Raw genomic sequence first — 20,640 nt, forward strand, 5'->3', positions numbered from 1 at the left:
TTGGATTCCAGACCGCCGCGCTTCGCGCTGCGTCAGGTTGACGGGCCGGGCCACGTGTATGTCCTGAGTCGACGCACCCCTCGTACGAGCGCACGATGGCGCGGTTCACTCATCATGATGATTCCCGGTCTTTTCGGTCTTGTCGGGGTCGCCGTAGGCGGAGCGGTGCCGCAGCCAGGCGCGGTCCCCGAGCCTGGTCAGGATCACCGGCGTGACGGCGAGGACGAGGAACGCCTCGACGAGGACGGCGGTGGCGAGGCCCAGGCCGAACTGCTTCATGATGCGGTCGGGCGAGAGGACGAACGCGGCGAAGACCGCTGCCATGATCAGGGCCGCTGCCGCCACGACGCGGGCGGAGGAGCGCAGTCCCTCGGCGACGGCGGCGCGGGCGTCGCCGGTGCGGCTGAGGGCTTCGCGGATGCGGGAGAGGACGAAGACCTGGTAGTCCATGCTGAGGCCGAAGAGCAGGGCCATCAGCGTCATCGGCATGTAGCTCTCCAGTGGTCCGGTACTGCCCGCGCCGACGAGTGCGGCGCCCCAGCCCCACTGGAAGACGGCGGTGAGCAGCCCGTACGAGGCGCCGAGCGCCAGCAGGGTGAGCGCGATCGCCTGGAGGGGGACGAGGACCGACTTGAACATGGCGGAGAGCAGGAGCAGGGATATCACGACGACGGCGAGGACGAAGATCAGGAGCCGGTCGGCCATGCGCCGGGTGAGGTCGAGGGAGGTCGCCGTGAGGCCGCCGACGTGCAGCCGCATCGGGGTGCCGTCCTGGGCGGCGGGCAGTACGTCACCCCGCAGGGTGCGGACGAGCCGGGCGGTTTCCTCCTGTTGAGCGGTGGTGGTGGGGACGACGGTGAGGAGGGCGGCCCGTCCGTCGCGGCTGAGGGCGGGCGGGGCGACGGCGGCCACGCCCGCGGTCGCGCGGAGCCGGTCCGTGACCCGGGTGAGCGTGTGGGCGTCGGCGCCGCGCAGGTCGGCGACGACGGACAGGGCCGCGGTCGAACCGGGGCCGAACGCCTGCTGCTTGAGGTCGTACGCGCGGCGCGTGGTCTCCGTGGCGGGCGCGTTTCCGGCGTCGGCCGTGCCGAGCCGCATCGAGAACGCGGGGGCGCACATCGCCAGCAGCACCGCGACGGTGGCGCACGCCACCTTGCCGCCGTGCCGGGCAAGCGCGTTGCGCTGGAACGGAGTTGCCGCCGCCGGGCGTCGCTCCGGGCGGCCGGCGCGGGTGATCCACCGGTCGCACAGGCCGAGCAGCGCGGGGACGAGGGTGAGGCCCAGGGCGAGGGTGGCGAGTACGCCCAGGGCACAGCTGACGGCGAGTCCGTAGACGAAGGGGATGCCCATGAAGAGCATGCCGCCGAGCGAGACGATCACGGTGGTGCCGGCGAACAGCACGGCGCGGCCGGAGGTCGCGGCGGTGACGGCGACGGCCTCGGGCGGGGTCTGTCCGGCGCGGCGGGCCGTTCGGTAGCGGGTGGCGATGAACAGGGCGTAGTCCACCCCGACGCCCAGGACGATCATGACGGCCACCGACATGCTGAAGTTGGGCACGCTCATGACCTTCGTCAGCAGCATCACCAGCCCCATGGCGGTGAACAGCGCGACCAGGGCGGCGACGACCGGCACCGCGGCGAGGGCCAGTGAGCCGAAGGCGAACAGCAGGATCACGACGGCGGCGACGAGGCCGACGGTCTCGCTCAGACCGGTGCTGGGTACGGGCGCGAACATCGACCCCGACAGCTCGACGCGCAGGCTGTCACTGCTCATGGCGGTCAGGCGCTGTTCGATCTTCTTCGCGACGGCTTTGGGCACTTCGGTGCGCGGGGCGTCGAAGACGATGACGGCGACGCCCGTACGGCCGTCCTCGCTGACCCGGCCGCCCCGCTCGGCGTCGCCGAAGGGGACGACCGTGCGGACCGCGGCCGGGTCCGACTCCCGTGCCGCGCGCAGGACTTGATCGGCGCGGGAGCGTACGGCCGGGGTGTCGAGACCGGCGGGGGCGTGCAGGACGATCTCGCCGCGGCCGGTGGCCTGTTCGGGGAAGTGCTGTTCCAGGAGGGTGTAGGCCCGTTGGGAGTCGGTGTCGGGCAGGGCGTATTCCGCGTCGAACGCGGGCTTGGCCATGCCGCCGACGGTCACCAGGAGCAGGGAGCCGATCAGCCAGACGAGGAGAGTGGTCCGGCGGAAGCGGTGGCATAGGCGGGCGATGCTGCTGAGCATGTGGTGCGACCCATCTTCGTTCTACGTCTTGTAGAGCAACGTGCCGGAGCACCGTAACAGCACGCCGGGGATGAGTTCTACAAGGGGTAGAATGAATGTGTCCGAACCGCCACTCCCCCCGGAGGACCCCGTATGCGCCGCTCGGGCGAGCTGGAACGCGCCGTCATGGACGTCCTGTGGGAAGCCGGACGGCCGATGACCGCGCGGGACGTCATGGACGCCCTGCCGCAGGAGAAGCCCGCCCACACCACCGTGATCACGGTCCTGGACCGGCTGGCCGCCAAGGGGATGGCACGCAAGGAACGCGAGGGCCGCTCCTGGCGCTACGTCCCCGCCGCCAGCAGGGAGTCCCACGTCAGTGACCTGATGATGGACGCCCTCGGCCGCGCCGCCGACCGTGAAGCGGTCCTCGTCCATTTCGCGCACTCCATGCCGGCCGCCGAGGCCGACGTCCTGCGCCAGGCGCTGGCCCGGCAGCACAAGGGCGGCCGCAAGGACGGTCGGCAGGGATGAGCCATCTGCTGCACTTCGTCGTTCTCGTCGTCTGCTGCGTCGCAGCCGTCCGCCCGCTGGCCCGCGCCCGGTGGGCGCACCGCATGCCGCGCACCGGGCTCGCGCTGTGGCAGGCCATCGGGCTGACCCTCGAACTCTCCCTGGCCGGGCTGCTGTTCTCCGCCGTCTTCGCCCCCGCCAACCAGGGTCTCGCCCCCGGGCTCGCCCGGCTGCTGGCGGCTCCGGCGAGGCTCACCGACGATCCTGTGGGCACGGCCGCCGCCGCGCTGGGTGTCCTCTTCGTCGGCGCCCGCCTCCTCGCCCTCGCGCTGACGTTCACGACGACCCTCCGTGAAAGGCGACGTCACCGGAGTCTGCTCGACCTGGTCGCCCGCAGGGATCCCGAACTGCCGGGCGTCGCGCTCCTCGACCATCCCGCCGCCGCGGCCTACTGCCTGCCCGGCCGGCACGGCACCATCGTGATCAGCACCGGGGCCCTGCACCGCCTGGACCGGCACCACCTCCAGGCGGTCCTCGCCCACGAACGGGCCCACCTGCGGCAGCGGCACGACCTCGTGCTCCTGCCCCTCCTGGCCTGGCGACGGATCGTCCCCCGCAGCACCGTCCTCGACGAGGCGAGCGCCTCGGTCCGGCTGCTGCTGGAGATGCTGGCCGACGACACCTGCTGCCGTACCCGCCCCCGCCGCGAACTCGCCGACGCGCTGGCCCGCTTCTGTGCCGGGACGGATCAACTCCAGGGCCCCGCAGGTGCCTTCGGCGCCGCTGACATCGCTCTGGCGGAACGCACCGCCCGGCTCCTGACCCCGGAACCGCAGGGTCCTCCGCGCGCGGGCCGTCTCACCGTCCTCGGCCTCGCACTGGTCCTCGTCGCCACGCCCGTGAGCTTGTTCCTCCTGCCGGTCACCAGCTGAGCCCGCACGGCCGGAGCTCACCCTTTCGGACGCCCAGCACGCACCCGTCCTGGCGAGGGCGTGTTGACTGAGGCCATGAGCGCTTCCCGCGTCCGCGCCGGCAAGGGCGAGTCCTTGGCCACGGACCGGTCCCGCCGGGGGGCGCTGGGCGTGTGCCTGACGGCCGCGTTCATGACGCTGCTCGACGTGTCGATCGTGAACGTGGCGCTGCCGTCCATTCAGCGTGGCCTCGGCGCCGCGTCCGCCGATCTGTCCTGGGTGGTGTCCGGATACGCGCTCACCTTCGGCCTGGTCCTGGTACCCGCCGGACGCTTCGGTGACCAGCGGGGCCGCAAGAACGCGTTCCTCCTCGGAATCGTGCTGTTCACCCTGGCTTCGGCGTTCTGCGGGCTGGCCCGGTCGCCCGGCTGGCTGGTGACCTCCCGGCTGGTGCAGGGGGCCGCGGCGGGATGGGTCACACCGCAGGTGTACGGGCTGATCCAGCAGATGTTCGGCGGAGCGCGGCGCGCCCGGGCCTTCGGCATGCTCGGCAGCGTCGTCGGCATCGCGACGGCGGTCGGACCGGTCGCGGGCGGACTGCTCATCGAAGCGTTCGGCGCCGATGACGGCTGGCGGTGGGTGTTCTTCGTGAACCTGCCCATCGGCATCGCGGCGACTGCTGTGGCCCTCAAGGTCCTGCCTTCGAAGGCCGCGGACGAGCGGCCGTCGCGCACCGGATTCGACCCGGCCGGTGTTCTGCTCCTGGGCGCCGGCGTCGTCTGCGTCATGCTGCCCTTCGTCCAGGAGCAGCAGTGGCGAGGGCGCGGCAAGTGGCTGCTGATCCCCCTCGGCGCGCTCGTGCTGGCCGCCTTCTGGCTCTGGGAACGCCGGCAGGGCCTGCGGGGCCGCTCGCCCGCGCTCGATCTGCGGCTGTTCCGGCTCCGCTCGTTCTCGCTCGGCGCGCTCCTGGCGATGGTGTACTTCGCCGGATTCACCACCGTCTTCTTCATCTACTCGCTCTTCCTGCAGAACGGGCTCGCGTACGGCGCCCTGCAGACAGGCCTGGCGCTGGTGCCCTTCGCCATCGGTTCGGGGCTCGCGGCCGCCGCGGGCGGGCGCCTGGTGGTCCGGTACGGGCGCCGCCTGGTCGTCTTCGGGCTGCTGGTGGTCGTCCTCGGGCTCGCGGCCACCCTCGTGGCCGTCCGGCTCGTACCCGGCCACGGCGCGCCCTGGGCGACCGCCCTGCCGCTGTTGCTGGCCGGTCTCGGCTCCGGCCTGACGATCTCGCCGAACACTGTGCTCACCCTCACCGAGGTCCCGGTGGAGCTGGCCGGGGCGGCCGCCGGTGTCCTGCAGACCGGGCAGCGCATCGGCACGGCGGCGGGGATCGCCGCCGTGGGCGCGGTCTTCTTCGCTCATGTCGCCAACCACCACGACTGGGCCGCCGCCCTGCAACTGGGCCTGGTCACCGTGGTGTTCTTCGTCCTCGCGGCGCTCGCGGTCGCACTCGCCGACCTGCGGGCCTCCCGGGCTGCACGCGCGCCCGCCCAGAGGTAGCTATGCGGCATAGCTATATGCCATAATCAATTCATGAATACCGACGAGGCCAACGTGTTCCGCCGGAACCTCATGGCGCTGCACCGGCGCCTGCGCGAGGAGCATGTCGGCGACATCCCGCTGAACGAGGTCCTGGTCCTCGGAGCCGTGGACCGGCACGGGGCCTCCGCCAGTCCGAGTGCCGTCGCGGACGACCTCCGTATGGCCAGGTCCAATCTCGCCGCGCTGCTGCGGCGCCTGGAGGCCAGGGAGCTCATCGAGCTGGCGCCGGATCCCGCCGACGGCCGGCGGAGCGTCATCGGGCTGACCCGAAGCGGTCGGCAGCTTCTCGAACGGGACCGGGCGGAGCGGGAATCGTGGCTGGTGAAGGCCGCCTCCGCGGCACTGAGCCCGTCCGAGGTGAAGCAGCTCCTGGCTGCCGGCGCCCTGATGCGACGCCTCGCCGACTTCCACGACTGATTGCCGACTTGCACGACTGATCACGGAGAGAACGGACTCATGCGTACAGCACTCATCGGCCTCGACTACATCGTCGACATCATGCACCCGGACGGCAAGATCGCCCGATGCGCGCCTCAGGCAGCAGAACGGGACATCGTCGCCCGCTTCAACACCGCGAAGGAGATCGCCCGGGAACGCGACTGGCTGACCGTCCTGGTGAAGGTCGGCTTCGAAGCCGGATACCACGACCAGCCCAAGCACTCGCCGATGTTCGGCCGTGCCCAGGAATTCGGCGCACTCGACCTGACCGGCCCGGGCACCGCCTTCCACCCCGACCTGCACGTCGACGCCCACGACATCGTGATCGCCAAACCGCGGGTCAACGCCTTCCACGGCACCCGGCTGCAGCAGACGCTCTCCGCGTCGGGCATCGAGCGCGTCGTGGTGTGCGGGGTGAGCACCGTGTGGGCCGTCCAGTCCACCGCCCGGGACGCCCACGACCGCGACTACCGGGTCGTCATCGCCGAGGACGCCTGCGCCGCCCCGACCCTGGAGGAGCACGAGGCATCGGTGCGGATGCTGTCCGGCATCGCGACGGTCACCACGACCGGCGCCCTGGCCGAACTGCCGTGACCGAGCGGCATCCGCTCGCGGCGCTGGTACGGATCTACCTCCGCCACGAGCCCGAAGCGCACTACCACTGGCGGTTCGGGATCCTCGTCAGCGCGCTCGTCGCCGCCCCGCTGGTCGCCGGCGAGCTCGCCGGCTCCCGGCCGGGCGGCGTCACCGGCGCCCTGGCCGCGTGGTTCATCGCCCTGGCGATCCCACCGACAACCGCGGCCCAGCGACTGCTGTTCCTGGGCCGACGACTGCTGATCCTGACCGCCACCAGCGCCCTCGGGGTTCTCGCCGGCCACCATCTGCTGTGGACCTCGCTGGCCATCGTCGTCCTCGCGCTGATGATCCCCGTTCCCGGGATGACCATCACCCCGTTGATCACCTTCCTCATGGGGACGAACGCTCCGCACAGCCTGACGGCCACCGCCTACATCGCCGCGTTCTTCCTCGGCGGCCTCGCTGCCGTGATCGCCATGCTGCTCCCCGTCGCGGCCTCGCCCGTCGCGCCGCCGTTCGCCGGGCTGCGCATCAAGGAACCGTGGCGACGGCTCGTCGACCACATCCGCCGACGCAGCCCGGAACTGCGCTACGCCGCGCAAGCGGCAGTCTGCGTCTGCGCCGGTCACCTGATCCTGAACGCACTGCACTGGCCCTTCGCCACCTGGGTGCTCGTCGGGATCCTGACGACGCTACGCCCCTCCTGGAGCGCGACCGAGGCGCGGATGGTCAAACGCAGCATCGGCATGGTCGGCGGATCCGTGCTCACCGCGCTCCTTCTCCTGCTCAGCGCCCACACCACCTACTGGATCACCATCGCCTTCGTCGCCGTCCTGGGCGGCCTCGCCCGCCCGCTCCGCCAGTACAACTACGGTTACTGGCCCATCCTCGGCACCCCGGTCCTGCTGCTCCTGGTCAGCCTGGAAGAGCCGCTCGCCGTGGCCGACTCGGCCTGGCGCCTCGGCAACAACCTCCTCGGCGCCGCGATCACCCTGCTCGCCGTCACCTTCCTCTGGCCCCACCACACCCAGCGCCGCCCAGTCCGGCCCCACCGGGCGTAGGCACGCGAGCCGCCGCCGTGCGCGCGGCCCCGGTCAGCCGTGGGCGGCGGGCCGTGCGGAGCGGACGAGGAGGGACCGCAGCTCCTCCACGGCGCGCAGACGTGCACCGGCCAGTTCGGGGGAGGCCACCTCGGCCGCGACGAGGCGGGCCGGCCGTGGGCTGCGGCCGAAGTGCCGGTCGAGCTCGGCCCGCAGGGGTGGGCAGCCGCCCCATTCACCGCCGATCACGATCAGTTCGGGGTCGGCGAGGGCAACGGCGGCTGCCAGTACGCCGCCGATCGCGCGGGCCAGGACGGTCCGGGTCCGCTGCGCGGCCTCGTCGTCGCCCGCGATCGCCGACCGGAGTGCCGCGACGTCGATGGCGGTCGACGCCTGCCGGCGCAGTCCGAGAGCGGCGAACACCTCCGTCAAGGGCATCGCGGTGCCGTCCGGGCCGGCCGTGCACAGGTGGGCGATCTCGCCGGACAGCCCGTGGTGGCCGCGTCTGACCGCGCCGTCCTGGACCACGGCACAGCCCAGGCCCTCGCCCAGGTGGAGGTAGACGAAGTCGTCCACGTCCGCGGCGCTGCCGCTGTGACCTTCGGCGCGCGCCGCCCAGTTGATGTCGTTGTCCACCAGGACCGGCCCCGCGACGAGCGGGGACAGCACCGCCACCGGGTCCAGGTCGCCGACCAGGAACGGTGCGTCGGGCAGCTGGACGAGCCGGCCGGTGGCGCGGTCCACGGGGTCGGCGGCGCTGACCACCGCGGCCCGCAGCCCGCCCGCGGACGACGACCGGAGCCGCCCGGCGACCTCGGCCAGGGCCTCGGCGGCCTTCTGTGCTCCCGGGGTACGTCCGAGTCCGGCGTGGGCCCGGCCGGTGACCTGCCCGTGGGCGTTCACCACCTCGGCCGTCACTCCGCGCGGGGTGATGCCGGCGACCAGCGCGGCCCCGAAGGCGGGTGCGAGGGCGTAGTACAGGCCGACCCGCCCGCGCCCCGTGGTGCGTTCGCCGGTGTCGACGACCAGCCCCGCGCCGCTCAGGCGCTGGACGCTGTCGGAGACGGTCGGCTTCGAGAGGCCGGTGTGGGCCGCGATCTCCGCACGGGTCATACGGGGCTGGTCCATGAGCGCGCGCAGCACGTTCTCGTCGGTCAGCGCGCGCAGCATCTCCAGCGACGGCTTGGAAGGAGGCATGCGCCCATTCTAGTAAGGACTCTTTCCCAAGTGCCTGGCGCGGTGCTACTCTGGATTTAGTAAGGAGTTCTCACTAAAGGAGTCGGGCAATGACGCTCGCCACCGAACAGCAGCACCTCCCCGCTCTGCCGCACTGGGAGCGGCCCCCTGGGGATCTCGCAGCCGCCATCCGCGAGATCAAGACCGCCCTGCGCGCCCGCATCGCATCCTCGGGACGCACCGTGCAGGACGTCTTCACGGCCGTCGAGGAGCGCATCGAGGCCCGGATCGAGGAGATCGAGGCGGACCGGGAGCGCGGCGAAGAGGTGTGGCCGGTCCTGGAGTACGACGCGCTGCGCAACGGGACCGTCACGCCTGAGCAGTTGGCCAAGGTCAAGCGGCGCGGCTGCCTCGTGGTCCGGGGCCACTTTCCGCGCGAGCAGGCCCTGGCCTGGGACGCCGATGTCGTCGACTACACCGGGCGCAACGGCTTCTTCGAGAACTACACCGGTCCCGGTGACGACTTCTTCGGCAGTGTCGGCTCCAAGCCCGAGATCTACCCCGTTTACTGGTCACAGGCCCAGATGAGGGCCCGCCAGTCGGAGCGCATGGCCACCGTGCAGTCGTTCCTCAACTCCTTCTGGAAGCACGCCTCCGACGACGGCACCCAGTGGTTCGACCCGGACCGCGACGCCCTCTACCCCGACCGTATCCGCCGTCGCCCGCCGGGCAGTGACTCCTCGGGCCTCGGCACCCACTGCGACCCCGGCACCCTCGATCTGTGGATGACCGAGGAGTACCAGAAGGCGTTCCGCCATCTCTTCGACGGCACTGCCGAGGAGTACGACCCGTGGGACGCGGCCCACCGCACCACCGGCCCCCAGTACCCGGGCTCGACGATGTGCTCCGCCTTCCGCACCTTCCAGGGCTGGACGGCGCTGTCCGACATGGACAACGACCAGGGCGTCCTGCACACCGTCCCCATCCCCGAGATCATGGCGTATCTGCTGCTCCGTCCGCTGCTGCCGGATGTCCCCGAGGACTCGATGTGCGGTGTCACGGTCAACCAGGTCTTCCCCGTGACCAGGCGATGGCACCCGCTCCTGTACCGCGCGCTCGCCCCCGTTCCCGACATCAAGGCGGGCGACTCGGTCTGGTGGCACTGCGACATGATCCACAGCGTGGCCCCGGTGAAGGACCAGAAGGGCTGGGGCAACGTCATGTACATACCCGCCGCCCCCTGGTGCCCCCGCAACGAGCGCTACTCCGCCGAGGTCCGCACGGCGTTCGTCACCGGCTCCAGCCCCAGCGACTTCCCCGCGGAACACCACGAGCGCAGCTGGACCGGCCGCTTCACCCTCGACGAGCTCAACGCAACAGGCCGACGCGGCATGGGACTCGATTGACCTTCGGGCGTGTCGGGGATGCGCGGGTCACGGCCGCTCGTCGGGCCGGCCCGTCAGCGCGGCCCGTCGCAGCAACCGGCGCGCGGATCAACAGGGTTGGACCCTGGCCGTGTCCGGGGTTCAGGGCGCGGGAAGCAGAGGCACTCCGCAGCGCAGGTTCCACCGCCCGGAACGGCCGGTCAGTGTCGTCAGCGACAGCGGGCGCACGTCGAGCCGCCAGAAGGCGGCCGGCGGCAGGCCGAGCGCGTGCACGACCGCTGCCCGGACCACGGCCGGGTCGACGACGGCGAGGACCCGGCCGCTCTGGGTGTTCTGGCCGTCGAGCCAGGCCCCGATCCGGTCGGTGAGCCCCGACGTCGACTCGCCGCCGTGCGGAGCGGCGGTGGGCTCCGTCAGCCAGGCGGCCACGGCCCGGGGATCGGTCGCGGTCACTTCGTCCAGCGTCCGGCCCTTCCAGTCCCCGACGTCCAGGTCGCGCAGGCCGGTTGTCGCGGGTGCGTCCAGGCCGAGAGCGCCGGCCGTCTCGCGGCAGCGGGCGGACGGGGCGGACAGGTAGCGGTCGGCCCTCGGCAGCGAGTTCGCCGCGGCCCGCGCCTGTCGCAGACCGGTCGGGTCCAGGGAGGAGTCCTCGTCGAATCGGGCGTTCCGTATCGCGGGGTTCATCGCCGGTGACACCAGCATCACGCGCACGGTCATGCAGTTCTCTCCACTTCTGCCCACTTCTGTCTGCCGGTTGCTGGGTGCAGCAGACCATGGTGCCCACGTCAGGGGGCGTGCGGGGTATGACGTACGCCGTAGTCAGACCGCTCGGTTCGCGCTACGGTCGCGTGGACATGACGACGGGGGACGGAAGCCGGTGGGAATCCGGCACGGTCGCGCCACTGTGAAACCGGCCATGATCAGCAACCGTGTGCTGAGGGCAGGGGAGTCAGACCCGTACCGCGTCGTCCAGAACCCGAGGAACGGGACGCGTTTTCCCAGGAGGTTTCGCCATGGCGCAGTCTGCTGCCCACCCCGCATCCGGTGCTTCCGCCGCACCCGCGGTCACTGCTATCTCGCCTATCTCGCTGAAGGCCATCGCTCCCTGGGCGGTCTTCTTCGGCATTCTGATGCTGGTCCTGCTCTACTTCGTCGGCGCCGAGCAGGGCGCCACCTCGCTGCTGTCCGGCGAGGACTTGCACGAGTGGGTGCACGACGGACGCCATCTGCTCGGCTTCCCCTGCCACTGACGACGGCAGGGGGTGCGTCCCGTGAATCCCGTCTCCGTACGGGCGTTGCTCGTCCGCGGCATGCTCGCCGGGCTCGCCGCCGGGGTCCTCGCGCTGGTGGTGGCGTATCTGGTGGGGGAGCCCCACGTGGACGCGGCCATCGCCTTCGAGGAGGCCCACAGTCACGACCACGGCGAGGAGTTGGTCGGCCGGACCCTGCAGTCCACGGCCGGTCTGGCCACCGGGGTCCTCGTCTACGGCGTGGCACTGGGCGGCATCGCCGCCCTGGCGTTCTGTGTGGCACTGGGCCGCGTCGGCAGGTTCGGTCCACGGGCCACAGCGGCCCTGGTGTCCGCGGGCGCCCTTGTCGCGGTCTACGTGGTGCCGTTCCTGAAGTACCCGGCCAACCCGCCGTCCGTCGGCGAGCCGGACACCATCGGCAAACGGACCACCCTGTACTTCCTGATGATCGCGCTCAGTGTGCTGCTGAGCGTCGCCGCGGTCATCCTGGGAAGAAGGCTGGCCCCGCGCCTGGGCAACTGGTATGCCACGGTGGTGGCTTCGGCCGTCTTCGTCCTCGCGGTCGCCGCGGCGTACGTGTTCCTGCCCGCGGTCAATGAGGTGCCCAGGGACTTCCCGGCCACGGTCCTGTGGCGTTTCCGGCTGGCGGCCCTCGCCATCCAGGGCACGCTCTGGGCCGGGTTCGGTCTGTTCTTCGGGCACTTGGCCGAGCGGCTGCTGCTGCCGAGGACCGAGCCCCGGACGGCCGCCGTCCGCTGATCCGGAATGCCGTGTGGGCCCGTCGGTACATCAACCGGCGGGCCCTCGGCGTCGGTTGACGTACCGACAGGCCATGCGTCAGCGTTCGTGGCCGTCGGCCGCCGTGGCGGTCAGCAGGGGGCGCAGGGGCGTGCGGGTGAGGGCGGGCAGCAGGCGGGCTGCCGTCCGGTGCAGTAGCGCGTGGGCGAGGAGGACGACGGTGACACCGACGGCGAGGCCGGCGAGGACGTCGTGGGGGTAGTGGACGCCGGTCCACACGCGCGAGGCGGCCATCAGCAGGGCGGCGACGGAGGCGATGACGCCCAGGCGGCGGTTGACGATCCAGACAGCGGCGGCGATGGCACCGGCCATGGCGGCGTGGTTGCTGGGGAAGGAGTAGTCGTTCAGGGCGGGGCAGGGTTCGACGGTGAACGAGCCGGGCAGGGCCCGGCAGGGGCGCTGCTCGGCCACCAGGTTCTTGACGACGGCGTTGAGGGCCAGGGCGGCGCCGACGGTGAACGGCGCGCACAGGACGGCGGCCATGGCGCGGCCTCCGGTCCGGCGGGCACTCCACCAGGCCGCGGCGAGCAGGGCACCGAAGAGCAGGACTCCGTAGACGGTCCAGGTGCCCGCGACGGAGTTGAGCCAGGCAGGGGCGTGGCGGGCGGTGTCGGTGACCTGGGTGTACCAGGGGCCGTCGACGGAGGGGCCGTCGAGCGCGAGCGAGGTGGCGGCGGTCATGAGCGGACGGTCTCCTGGCGGGTCGTGGGGGCGTGGTCTGTCGTGCGGAGGCGGCGCGGGCCGATGGCGAACCGGGCGGCCCGGCATGTCCGGGCGGCGGCAGGGAGGTTCTACGCGAGCGTAGAATTTCTACAGGACTGTAGTCGATGGGCGCGAGAGCCGTCATCCTGCCCGGCACCCTCGGAGCGCACCGCGACTGCTACAGCCACGTAGAATTTCTGCGCGAGCGCAGACGGTCTTGAAGCGGAGGCGGGGAACACCATGGGCACCGGGCCGCGATCGGAGCCGGAGAACAGCGGGAAACGGCGGGCCAACGGCCAGCTGGAGGCCGAAGTCCTCCAGCTGCTCCAGCAGGCCGCCCCGCAGGCGCTGACTCCCGGCGAGGTCCGCGAACGGCTCTCCCGCACCCTGGCCTACACCACGGTCGTCACGATCTGCTCCCGCCTGCACGCCAAGGGCCTGCTCACCCGCGCTCGCCGCTCACGCGCCTTCGCCTACACACCGGTCACCGACGAAGCCGGGCTCGCCGCACGCAAGATGCACCAGGCCCTCGGCGGCGAAAGCGACCGCGAAGCAGTCCTGGCCCGCTTCGTCGACGACCTGAGCGACAGCGACGAGGAAGCGCTGCGCCGGCTGCTCGGCCACCACCTCGACCCCGGCCGCTGACCCCCGCCGCCCGCAAGGAACCGACCGGATGCGCCTGGCTGTCTACCTCCCCCTGCTCTTCCCCCTCCTCGCCGCCGCGGCCGCCCGCCCGATGGCCGAGCGCCTGGAGCCACGCCTGGCCACGTGGCTGCTCACCGTCTCCGCGACAGCCCTCGCCGCGGCCGGCAGCGCGGCCCTCGCACTGCTGGCCCTCGCCGGAGCGGTACGCATCCCGCTCGTCGCGGACCTCGGTCACCTCTCGCAGCGCATCATCCGGCGCGACGACCCCGCCGCCCTGTCCATCGCCCTGCTCGCCGCCCTGCTCCTCACCGTCGCCGTCGCCGCCACCGCGCGCATGCTCTGGCGTCGCGTCCGCGCCCTGATCGGCGCCGTCACCGAGGCCGCCTGCCTGCCCGGCCCCGACCAGCTCGTCGTCCGCGACGACCCCGCCGCCGAAGCCTTCGCCATCCCCGGCCTGCCCGGCCGCATCGTGGTCTCCACCGGCATGCTCACCGCCCTCGACCCCGACGAGCACCAGGCGCTCCTCGCCCACGAACGCGCCCACCTGCGCTGCCACCACTACCTCTTCGTCACCTTCACCCAGCTCGCCGCCACCGCCAACCCCCTGCTGCGCCCCCTGGCCACCGCCGTCGCCTACACCACCGAACGCTGGGCCGACGAAAGCGCCGCCCTCGCCTGCGGCGACCGGCACCAGGTCGCCCGCGCCATCGGCAAGGCGGCCCTCGCCACCACGCGGACCCGCCCCCCGGGCCGCCTGACCACCATGGCCATGGGCCTGCTCGGCCGCTTCCACACCCGGCGCGCCCCGGGCCCCGTACCCCGCCGGGTCGCGGCCCTCCTCGCACCCTGCCCCCGGAACCGGCCGCTGCCTCTCGCGGCCGCCGTGGCCGTACTCGCCGCCACGGCCGTGTGCTCCCTCGAAGCCGCCTACGACTTCCACGGCCTCCTCGAACTCGCCCGCACGCCGCGCAGGTAACGCGCCTCCCTCAGCATGCCCTGTGACAACTGCGCCCCCTGCTCATGTAACGCGTGTTACTTTGCTTGATGTGAGCAGAGATTCGTCGATGCAGTGGGTTGTCGTGATCGTGCGGCTGCCGGCGCAGCCGTCCCGGCACCGGGTGGCGGTGTGGCGGGAGCTGCGCAAGGTCGGCGCGCTGTCGCTGGGGCAAGGGGTGTGGGCGGCGCCGGAGGTGCCGGTCTTCGCCGCCGGGATCCAGCGGGCGCTGGAACTCGCCGACCGCGCGCAGGGGGAGACCATCGTCCTGCGCGCCGCCGGGCGCGAGCCCGATGACGCCGCGCGGTTCCAGGAGATGTTCACCGCCGCCAGGGAGGAGGACTGGGCCGAGTTCCTGGCCGACTGCGGCAAGTACACCGCGGAGCTGGACAAGGAGATCCGCAACGCCAAGTTCACCCTGGCCGAGCTGGAGGAAGAGGAACAGAGCCTGGAGCGGCTGCGCCGCTGGCACCGCGACCTCAAGGCCCGTGACGTCTTCGGCGCTAGCGGTGCTCCCGAGGCCGGGGAGCAACTCGCCGAATGCGTCCGCCGGTTCGAGGACTACAGCGACAAGGTCTTCGCCCACCTGCACGCCTTCGGCTCCGGCACGGAAGGCGGTCCGGCATGAGCACCCGCACACCGCAGACCCGAGCCGCTTCGACGGGCCGGATGTGGCCGCTGTACGCGGCCGGGTTCACCACCGCCTTCGGCGCGCACGGTGTCGCCGCCACCTTGGGCGGCTTCTCCGACGACGCGGTGACCTCGCTGCTGGTCCTGGGCGGGCTCCTGGCCCTGTACGACGGTGCCGAGGTACTGCTCAAACCCCTCTTCGGAACGCTCGCCGACCGTATCGGCGCGCGCCCCGTCCTGCTCGGCGGACTCCTCGCCTTCACCGTGGCCTCCGCCCTGTACGCGGTGGCGGACACCCCCGGCTGGCTGTGGGCCGCGCGAGCGGGCCAGGGCGCTGCCGCCTCCGCCTTCTCCCCGTCCGCCTCGGCGCTGGTCGCGCGGCTCAACCCGGCGGCCAAGCACGGCCGGGCCTTCGGCAGTTACGGCTTCTACAAGTCGATCGGCTACACCCTCGGCCCGCTGCTGGGCGGTGTCCTGGTGTGGGCCGGCGGGCTGCGGCTGCTCTTCGCCGTCATGGCCGTACTGGCAGCCGCCGTCGCGCTCTGGGCGGCCCTGGCCGTACCGCACGTGCCGCCGCTGCCCCGCAGCCGGCAGACCGTCCTCGACCTGGCCCGGCGCCTGCTCGACCCGGCCTTCCTCACCCCGACCGCGGCCCTGGCGGGCGCGACCGCCGCGCTGTCCGTCGGCGTCGGCTTCCTGCCCGTCTCCGGCGCCTCGGCCCACCTCGGCACCGTCGCCACCGGCGCCGCCGTCTCCGTCCTCGCCGGCTGCGCCGCTCTCGTCCAGCCCAGGGCCGGACGGGCGTTGGACGAGGGGCGGATCGGCGTACGCGCCGGTATCGGCGCCGGCCTGCTGACCACCGCCGCCGGCCTTGCCTGCGCCATGCTCCCCGGGCTCACCGGCCTGCTGCTCGCCGCCGTCCTCATCGGCACCGGTACCGGCATCATCACCCCGCTCGGCTTCGCCGCCCTCGCCGCCGGCGCCCCGCGAGAACGCCTCGGCCAGACCATGGGCGCCGCCGAACTCGGCCGTGAACTCGGCGACGCGGGCGGCCCGTTGCTCGTCGCCGCCGTCGCCACCACGGCCACGCTCACCTACGGCTACGCCGCCCTCGCCCTCCTCCTCGCCGCGGGCCCCGCCGTCGTGCTCGCCGCCCGCCGCCGCGCGGTACCGGTGGCGGGCCGCGAACTGGAGGGGTGACGACAGCGGTACGGGGGCCGTCGTCTCGTGCGATCCGGACACGGCCGGGAGCATGGGAGTGTGAACGGCGATCCGCTCTTCGACGGGGCCGGGCCGGCGGACGTGCTGGAGGCGGCGCCGACGGCCCGGACCGCGGTGGCGTGGCTGCCGCCCCAGGAGCTCTGGCCCGCGATCCAGGACATCCGCTGGGAGCACGATCCGCAGGTACGGCGGTGGCCGCCGCATGTGAACCTGCTGTTCGGCTTCGTACCGGAGGAGGAGTTCGCGCGGGCCGTGCCGCTGCTCTCCGCCGGGGCGGCGGAGAGCCCGGCGTTCACGGCGCGGCTGTCCGGGGTGCGGTACTTCCGGCACCGCCAGTACGCGACGGTGTGGCTCGACCCGGCCGCCGCCGGCCCGGAGCCGTGGACGCGGCTCCAGCGGACGCTGGGGCTGCGGTTCCCGCTGTGCCGCGGGCACGGCGGCCGCTTCACCCCGCACCTGTCCCTCGGCCGCACCCAGGACCCGCGACGTCTGGCCGCCGAGTGCGCCGCCCGGCTCGGCACCCGCACGGCCGTGGTCGAGGAGGTGGTCCTGCTCTCCCGGCATGGTGAGGAACCCATGCGGCCCAGGGCCAGGATCACGCTGGGCACGGGCGAGGTCCGCCGGCTGCCGGAGTACTGGCCGCGGGGCCGCGGATCCGGCGGTCGCTGGATGTGACGGTGGTTACGGCGCGTGATACCGGCTTCTGGACACACCGGTACAGGTGATATCTATAGGGCTCCGGCCGCGCAGGGGGAGGCCGACGGGCCATCAGGCCAGGCATCGACAACGGGGGGTCCGATCAGCCGTTCCGGTTGCCGTCAGCCCGACCCGCACCGCACGACTCCCCTGGACCATTCGGCATGACGAGGTGCCGAGTGCGCCTCCGGTCATCACCACCGCACACCAAGGGAAACCATCGTGTCTCGCAAGGGTTCACGCACCGCGTGGGCAACAGGACTTCTGGCCACCGCCGTCGGCGCCGTCGCGCTGACCGGCACCCCGGCCGCCGCCGTCGTCGGTGACGAGGTCAAGGACGGCGGCTACGCGTTCAGCGCGAAGCTCGACATCGACGGCGGCACGCGCGGCTGTTCCGGCGTGCTCGTCGACCAGAGCTGGGTGCTCACCGCCGCGAGCTGCTTCGCCGGCTCCGACGGCAAGGTCACGCCGGGACTGCTCAAGCAGCGGACCACGGTGTCCGTGGGCTCGGACCTCACGCGCGCCGACGCCGCCGTCACCAACGCGATCGAGCTCGTCCCCCGTGAGGACCGCGACCTGGTGATGGTCCGCCTCGCCGCACCCGTGAAGGGCGTGACCCCGGTGACGCTCACGAGCTCCGCGCCCGCTCAGGGCGATGTGCTCAAGGTCGCCGGTTTCGGCCGCACCAAGGACGAGTGGGTGCCGGACCGGCCGCACACCGCCGAGTTCACCGTGGACGCGGTGACGGACACCTCCGTGTCCCTCAGCGGCAAGAGCGCCGATGCTGCTGTCTGCAAGGGCGACACCGGTGGCCCGGCCGTCCGCGAGCGGAACGGCCGCGTGGAACTGGCCGCCGTCAACAGCACCTCCTGGCAGAACGGCTGCCTCGGCCAGGACGGCCCGCAGACGCACAAGGGCGCGGTCGACACGCGTGTCGACGACCTCAGCGGCTGGGTCGACCAGGTCCGCAACCAGCCGCAGCAGTTCACCACCGTCACGGGCGACTTCGACGGCGACGGCAAGGCCGACCTCGCCGCCCTCTACGACTACGGCAAGGCCCCCGAAGGCGGCAACCGCGCCGCCCTGTGGGTCTTCACCGGCAAGGGCGACGGCACCTTCAGCGCCCCCCGCGTGGTGTGGCGGTCCACCGGAAGCTGGACCCTCGCCAACAGCAAGCTCGTCGCGGGCGACTTCAACGGCGACGGCAAGTCCGACCTGGCCGTCCTCTACAACTACGGCGTCGAGAACGGCCGCAACACCACCGGCCTGTGGACGTTCACCAGCAACGGCAGCGGCTTCGACGAGCCGTCGCTGGTGTGGAAGAGCAAGGACGGCTGGAACTGGAACAGCTCCACGATCGCCGCCGGTGACTTCAACGGCGACGGCAAGGCCGACCTCGCCGTCCTCTACAACTACGGTGTCGAGGACGGCCGGAACACGAGTGGTTTGTGGACGTTCACCAGTAATGGCGGTGGTTTTGATGCGCCGTCGTTGGTGTGGCGGAGCAAGGACGGCTGGAACTGGAACAGCAGCAAGCTGGTAGCCGGTGACTTCAATGGCGACGGCAAGTCCGACCTGGCCATTCTCTACAACTACGGTGTGGAGAACGGCCGGAACACGAGTGGTTTGTGGACGTTCACCAGTAATGGCGGTGGTTTTGATGCGCCGTCGTTGGTGTGGCGGAGCAAGGACGGCTGGAACTGGAACAGCAGCAAGCTGGTAGCCGGCGACTTCAACGGTGACGGCAAGGCCGATGTGGCCGTGCTCTACGACTACGGCGTCCAGGACGGCCGCAACACCACCGGCCTGTGGACGTTCACCAGCAACGGCAGCGGCTTCGACGCGCCCTCGCTGGTGTGGAAGAGCCCCAGCAGCTGGACCTGGAGCCGCAGCACCTTCCTCGCCGGCGACCTCACCGGTGACGGCAAGGCGGACCTCGCGGTGCCGTACGAGTACGGCAAGTACGCGAGCGGCCGCAACGCGACGGGCATCTGGACCTTCACCAGCAAGGGCACGGGCTTCAACACGCCCGCCAAGGTGTGGGAGAACAAGGTGCCGGGCGACGACAACTCCCCGGCGTAAACAGCCGCCCAACTCCCCGGCGTAAACAGCCGCGCTCACGCGACGGGCACATTCGCCCCTGACCGGCCCGAGGCCCTCCCGCACCGGCGGGAGGGCCTCGACGCGTATACCGGCACGCCCGCCGGACCACAGGCGGCACCCGCCCCCGGTGTTCCACCCCCCACCCCAGGGCAGAGATCCCCCCGGCGCAGAGCAACCCCGAGGAGGACACGGTGGTCACGGACCGGCACGCCCACACGATGACGTACACCGACGCCGACGCGGTGCGGCACTACGAAAAAGCACTCGACGACCTGCTCTTCTTCCGCGAGGAAGTGGCGGCGGAGGCACGGGCGTTGCACGACGCCTCACCCCGGTCCGCCATGGGCAATGTGCTGCGCGCGTACCTGGGGCTGCTCGGCACGGAGGAGAAGGACGCCGCCGAGGCGGCCACGGAGTTCGCGGCCTACCGCAGGGACGTGCCCGTGACCGACCTGACGCCACGCGAGCGCATGCACGTCGAAGCGGCCTCCTCCTGGCTCGCCGGGGACATGCACCGGGCCGGCCGCGTCCTCGCCGAACTCACCGTGGCACACCCCACAGACGCCCTCGCCCTCGCGGTCGGCCACCAGATCGACTTCTTCACCGGAGACGCCGTGCTGCTGCGCGACCGCATCGGCGGCGCGCTGTCCGCCTGGGACGAGGACGATCCGCATTACGGACTGCTGCAGGGCATGTACGCGTTCGGCCTGGAGGAGGCCGGGCACTGCACGCGCGCCGAACACGTGGGCCTGGAAGCCGTGGAACGCAACGCACGCGACGTGTGGGGCATCCACGCCGTCGTGCACGCCTACGAGATGCAGGGCCGCCACGAGGACGGCATCCGCTACCTCGACGCCCGCACCGACGACTGGTCGACCGGCAACTACCTGAACGTGCACAACTGGTGGCACTACGCCCTGTACGTCCTGGAGACCGGCCGCACGGACCAGGTCCTGGCCGTGTACGACGCCGCCGTGCACCACGACGGCTCGTCCGGGGCGGCCATGGAACTCCTGGACGCCGCGTCCCTGCTGTGGCGGCTGTACCTCGCGGGCACCGACACCGGTGACCGGTGGCCCGCGCTGGCCGACGCCTGGGCGCGGCGGGGCGACGGCGCCCACTACGCCTTCAACGACGTCCACGCCGTCATGGCCTACGTCGGCTCCGGCCGCATCGCCGACGCCGAACGGCTCGTCCGCGACCGGGAAGCGTGGCTGCGGGACATCGGCCCCGGCCGCCCGGACCTCTCCAACGCCGCGATGACCGCCGGGATCGGGCTGCCGGTGTGCCGGGCGCTCGTGGCCTACGGGCAGCGGCGGTACGCCGACACGGTCGGTCTGCTGCTGCCCCTGCGGCGCCGCCTGCACACCTTCGGCGGCAGCCACGCGCAGCGCGACGCCCTGCAGAAAACCCTCGTCGAGGCGGCCCTCCACGCAGGACACCACGACCTCGCCCGGACGCTGCTGAGCGAACGCGTCAGCCTGCGGCCCCGCTGCCCGTACGACCGCGACGCCCGGGCCCGCCTCGCGCGGGGGAGCGCCGCCGCGCGTCGCTGAACGGCGGCAAGCAGGCCGGTCGGCCGCCGCGAGCCGCCCCGCCCGCATGGGATTTCCCCTAGACCTCATCCGCTACAGCCCCACAACGCCTTCACAGCACCGAAGCTAGGGTCGAACCGCTTCTGGCTGACGGCCGGTCGAGCCGATCGCCGGCGCCGCGAAGATGACGCGGCGCCTCATTTGTTCTATGTGGGTGGGTGGA

Annotated in this window: 20 protein-coding genes; 16 read left to right on the top strand and 4 right to left on the bottom strand. The window is 72.1% G+C overall.

Annotated features, from left to right (window positions below; all coding sequences use genetic code 11):
* Window positions 1-105: 105 nt before the first annotated feature.
* Entirely contained in the window at window positions 106-2,226 is a 2,121-nt protein-coding gene (locus tag ACFP1Z_RS04325; RefSeq protein WP_390314495.1) for an MMPL family transporter, read from the bottom strand.
* A gap of 132 nt (window positions 2,227-2,358) precedes the next feature.
* Here ACFP1Z_RS04325 and ACFP1Z_RS04330 point away from each other — a divergent pair, with 132 nt between their 5' ends.
* The 6 genes from ACFP1Z_RS04330 (at window position 2,359) to ACFP1Z_RS04355 (ending at window position 7,303) form a co-directional block, all read left to right on the top strand.
* On the top strand, window positions 2,359-2,739 hold the full coding sequence (locus tag ACFP1Z_RS04330; protein ID WP_390314496.1) for a BlaI/MecI/CopY family transcriptional regulator: 381 nt from the start codon (window positions 2,359-2,361) through the stop codon (window positions 2,737-2,739).
* Complete coding sequence (locus ACFP1Z_RS04335) at window positions 2,736-3,650, top strand: M56 family metallopeptidase (protein WP_390314497.1); 915 nt, start codon at window positions 2,736-2,738, stop codon at window positions 3,648-3,650. Before ACFP1Z_RS04330 ends, ACFP1Z_RS04335 begins: the two co-directional genes overlap by 4 nt.
* 75 nt (window positions 3,651-3,725) lie before the next feature.
* On the top strand, window positions 3,726-5,186 hold the full coding sequence (locus tag ACFP1Z_RS04340) for an MFS transporter (RefSeq protein ID WP_390314498.1): 1,461 nt from the start codon (window positions 3,726-3,728) through the stop codon (window positions 5,184-5,186).
* A gap of 33 nt (window positions 5,187-5,219) precedes the next feature.
* Complete coding sequence (locus tag ACFP1Z_RS04345; protein WP_390314499.1) at window positions 5,220-5,645, top strand: MarR family winged helix-turn-helix transcriptional regulator; 426 nt, start codon at window positions 5,220-5,222, stop codon at window positions 5,643-5,645.
* 39 nt (window positions 5,646-5,684) lie between these two features.
* On the top strand, window positions 5,685-6,260 hold the full coding sequence (locus tag ACFP1Z_RS04350) for a cysteine hydrolase family protein (RefSeq protein ID WP_390314500.1): 576 nt from the start codon (window positions 5,685-5,687) through the stop codon (window positions 6,258-6,260).
* A complete protein-coding gene (locus ACFP1Z_RS04355; RefSeq protein WP_390314501.1) occupies window positions 6,257-7,303 on the top strand; it encodes an FUSC family protein in 1,047 nt (348 codons plus the stop codon). Before ACFP1Z_RS04350 ends, ACFP1Z_RS04355 begins: the two co-directional genes overlap by 4 nt.
* 33 nt (window positions 7,304-7,336) lie before the next feature.
* Here ACFP1Z_RS04355 and ACFP1Z_RS04360 read toward each other — a convergent pair whose 3' ends face one another.
* Window positions 7,337-8,479 (bottom strand): ROK family transcriptional regulator, encoded by a 1,143-nt coding sequence (locus ACFP1Z_RS04360; protein WP_390314502.1) that lies wholly within the window; start codon window positions 8,477-8,479, stop codon window positions 7,337-7,339.
* 89 nt (window positions 8,480-8,568) lie between these two features.
* Between ACFP1Z_RS04360 and ACFP1Z_RS04365 the strand changes: the two genes are divergently transcribed.
* On the top strand, window positions 8,569-9,864 hold the full coding sequence (locus tag ACFP1Z_RS04365; protein ID WP_390314503.1) for a DUF1479 domain-containing protein: 1,296 nt from the start codon (window positions 8,569-8,571) through the stop codon (window positions 9,862-9,864).
* A 120-nt stretch (window positions 9,865-9,984) separates the two neighbouring features.
* On the opposite strand, the gene ACFP1Z_RS04370 is transcribed toward ACFP1Z_RS04365, so the two are convergent.
* Entirely contained in the window at window positions 9,985-10,560 is a 576-nt protein-coding gene (locus tag ACFP1Z_RS04370; protein ID WP_390314504.1) for a histidine phosphatase family protein, read from the bottom strand.
* A 296-nt stretch (window positions 10,561-10,856) separates the two neighbouring features.
* On the opposite strand from ACFP1Z_RS04370, the gene ACFP1Z_RS04375 reads away from it, so the two are divergent.
* Window positions 10,857-11,093 carry a CbtB domain-containing protein gene (locus ACFP1Z_RS04375; RefSeq protein ID WP_390314505.1) on the top strand — a complete coding sequence of 79 codons (237 nt, stop codon included), beginning with the start codon at window positions 10,857-10,859 and terminating at the stop codon, window positions 11,091-11,093.
* A gap of 21 nt (window positions 11,094-11,114) precedes the next feature.
* The gene (locus ACFP1Z_RS04380; protein ID WP_390314507.1) at window positions 11,115-11,852 is read left to right on the top strand and encodes a CbtA family protein; all 738 of its coding nucleotides are present in this window, start codon (window positions 11,115-11,117) and stop codon (window positions 11,850-11,852) included.
* A gap of 78 nt (window positions 11,853-11,930) precedes the next feature.
* On the opposite strand, the gene ACFP1Z_RS04385 is transcribed toward ACFP1Z_RS04380, so the two are convergent.
* The gene (locus ACFP1Z_RS04385; RefSeq protein ID WP_390314508.1) at window positions 11,931-12,572 is read right to left on the bottom strand and encodes a phosphatase PAP2 family protein; all 642 of its coding nucleotides are present in this window, start codon (window positions 12,570-12,572) and stop codon (window positions 11,931-11,933) included.
* Window positions 12,573-12,833: 261 nt separating this feature from the next.
* Between ACFP1Z_RS04385 and ACFP1Z_RS04390 the strand changes: the two genes are divergently transcribed.
* The 7 genes from ACFP1Z_RS04390 (at window position 12,834) to ACFP1Z_RS04420 (ending at window position 20,438) form a co-directional block, all read left to right on the top strand.
* Window positions 12,834-13,238, top strand: a complete 405-nt coding sequence (locus ACFP1Z_RS04390; RefSeq protein ID WP_390314509.1) for a BlaI/MecI/CopY family transcriptional regulator — start codon at window positions 12,834-12,836, stop codon at window positions 13,236-13,238.
* 28 nt (window positions 13,239-13,266) lie between these two features.
* Window positions 13,267-14,214, top strand: coding sequence for a M56 family metallopeptidase (locus tag ACFP1Z_RS04395; RefSeq protein ID WP_390314510.1), 948 nt, complete (start codon window positions 13,267-13,269; stop codon window positions 14,212-14,214).
* Between the two features lie 70 nt (window positions 14,215-14,284).
* Window positions 14,285-14,860 carry a Chromate resistance protein ChrB gene (locus ACFP1Z_RS04400; RefSeq protein WP_390314512.1) on the top strand — a complete coding sequence of 192 codons (576 nt, stop codon included), beginning with the start codon at window positions 14,285-14,287 and terminating at the stop codon, window positions 14,858-14,860.
* Between the two features lie 41 nt (window positions 14,861-14,901).
* Window positions 14,902-16,062, top strand: a complete 1,161-nt coding sequence (locus tag ACFP1Z_RS04405; RefSeq protein WP_390314632.1) for an MFS transporter — start codon at window positions 14,902-14,904, stop codon at window positions 16,060-16,062.
* A gap of 60 nt (window positions 16,063-16,122) precedes the next feature.
* Window positions 16,123-16,758 carry a 2'-5' RNA ligase family protein gene (locus ACFP1Z_RS04410; protein ID WP_390314513.1) on the top strand — a complete coding sequence of 212 codons (636 nt, stop codon included), beginning with the start codon at window positions 16,123-16,125 and terminating at the stop codon, window positions 16,756-16,758.
* Window positions 16,759-17,001: 243 nt separating this feature from the next.
* On the top strand, window positions 17,002-18,861 hold the full coding sequence (locus ACFP1Z_RS04415; RefSeq protein WP_390314514.1) for an FG-GAP-like repeat-containing protein: 1,860 nt from the start codon (window positions 17,002-17,004) through the stop codon (window positions 18,859-18,861).
* Between the two features lie 212 nt (window positions 18,862-19,073).
* Complete coding sequence (locus ACFP1Z_RS04420; protein ID WP_390314515.1) at window positions 19,074-20,438, top strand: tetratricopeptide repeat protein; 1,365 nt, start codon at window positions 19,074-19,076, stop codon at window positions 20,436-20,438.
* Window positions 20,439-20,640 lie beyond the last annotated feature (202 nt).

Source organism: Streptomyces gamaensis, from assembly GCF_042656465.1.
Taxonomy (GTDB): Bacteria; Actinomycetota; Actinomycetes; order Streptomycetales; family Streptomycetaceae; genus Streptomyces; species Streptomyces gamaensis.

Excerpts from the sequence above, each read along its gene's own strand:
- ACFP1Z_RS04325 (WP_390314495.1), bottom strand. The coding sequence starts at position 2,226 with ATGCTCAGCAGCATCGCCCGCCTATGCCACCGCTTCCGCCGGACCACT.
- ACFP1Z_RS04330 (WP_390314496.1), top strand. The coding sequence starts at position 2,359 with ATGCGCCGCTCGGGCGAGCTGGAACGCGCCGTCATGGACGTCCTGTGG.
- ACFP1Z_RS04335 (WP_390314497.1), top strand. The coding sequence starts at position 2,736 with ATGAGCCATCTGCTGCACTTCGTCGTTCTCGTCGTCTGCTGCGTCGCA.
- ACFP1Z_RS04340 (WP_390314498.1), top strand. The coding sequence starts at position 3,726 with ATGAGCGCTTCCCGCGTCCGCGCCGGCAAGGGCGAGTCCTTGGCCACG.
- ACFP1Z_RS04345 (WP_390314499.1), top strand. The coding sequence starts at position 5,220 with ATGAATACCGACGAGGCCAACGTGTTCCGCCGGAACCTCATGGCGCTG.
- ACFP1Z_RS04350 (WP_390314500.1), top strand. The coding sequence starts at position 5,685 with ATGCGTACAGCACTCATCGGCCTCGACTACATCGTCGACATCATGCAC.
- ACFP1Z_RS04360 (WP_390314502.1), bottom strand. The coding sequence starts at position 8,479 with ATGCCTCCTTCCAAGCCGTCGCTGGAGATGCTGCGCGCGCTGACCGAC.
- ACFP1Z_RS04365 (WP_390314503.1), top strand. The coding sequence starts at position 8,569 with ATGACGCTCGCCACCGAACAGCAGCACCTCCCCGCTCTGCCGCACTGG.
- ACFP1Z_RS04370 (WP_390314504.1), bottom strand. The coding sequence starts at position 10,560 with ATGACCGTGCGCGTGATGCTGGTGTCACCGGCGATGAACCCCGCGATA.
- ACFP1Z_RS04375 (WP_390314505.1), top strand. The coding sequence starts at position 10,857 with ATGGCGCAGTCTGCTGCCCACCCCGCATCCGGTGCTTCCGCCGCACCC.
- ACFP1Z_RS04385 (WP_390314508.1), bottom strand. The coding sequence starts at position 12,572 with ATGACCGCCGCCACCTCGCTCGCGCTCGACGGCCCCTCCGTCGACGGC.
- ACFP1Z_RS04390 (WP_390314509.1), top strand. The coding sequence starts at position 12,834 with ATGGGCACCGGGCCGCGATCGGAGCCGGAGAACAGCGGGAAACGGCGG.
- ACFP1Z_RS04395 (WP_390314510.1), top strand. The coding sequence starts at position 13,267 with ATGCGCCTGGCTGTCTACCTCCCCCTGCTCTTCCCCCTCCTCGCCGCC.
- ACFP1Z_RS04405 (WP_390314632.1), top strand. The coding sequence starts at position 14,902 with ATGTGGCCGCTGTACGCGGCCGGGTTCACCACCGCCTTCGGCGCGCAC.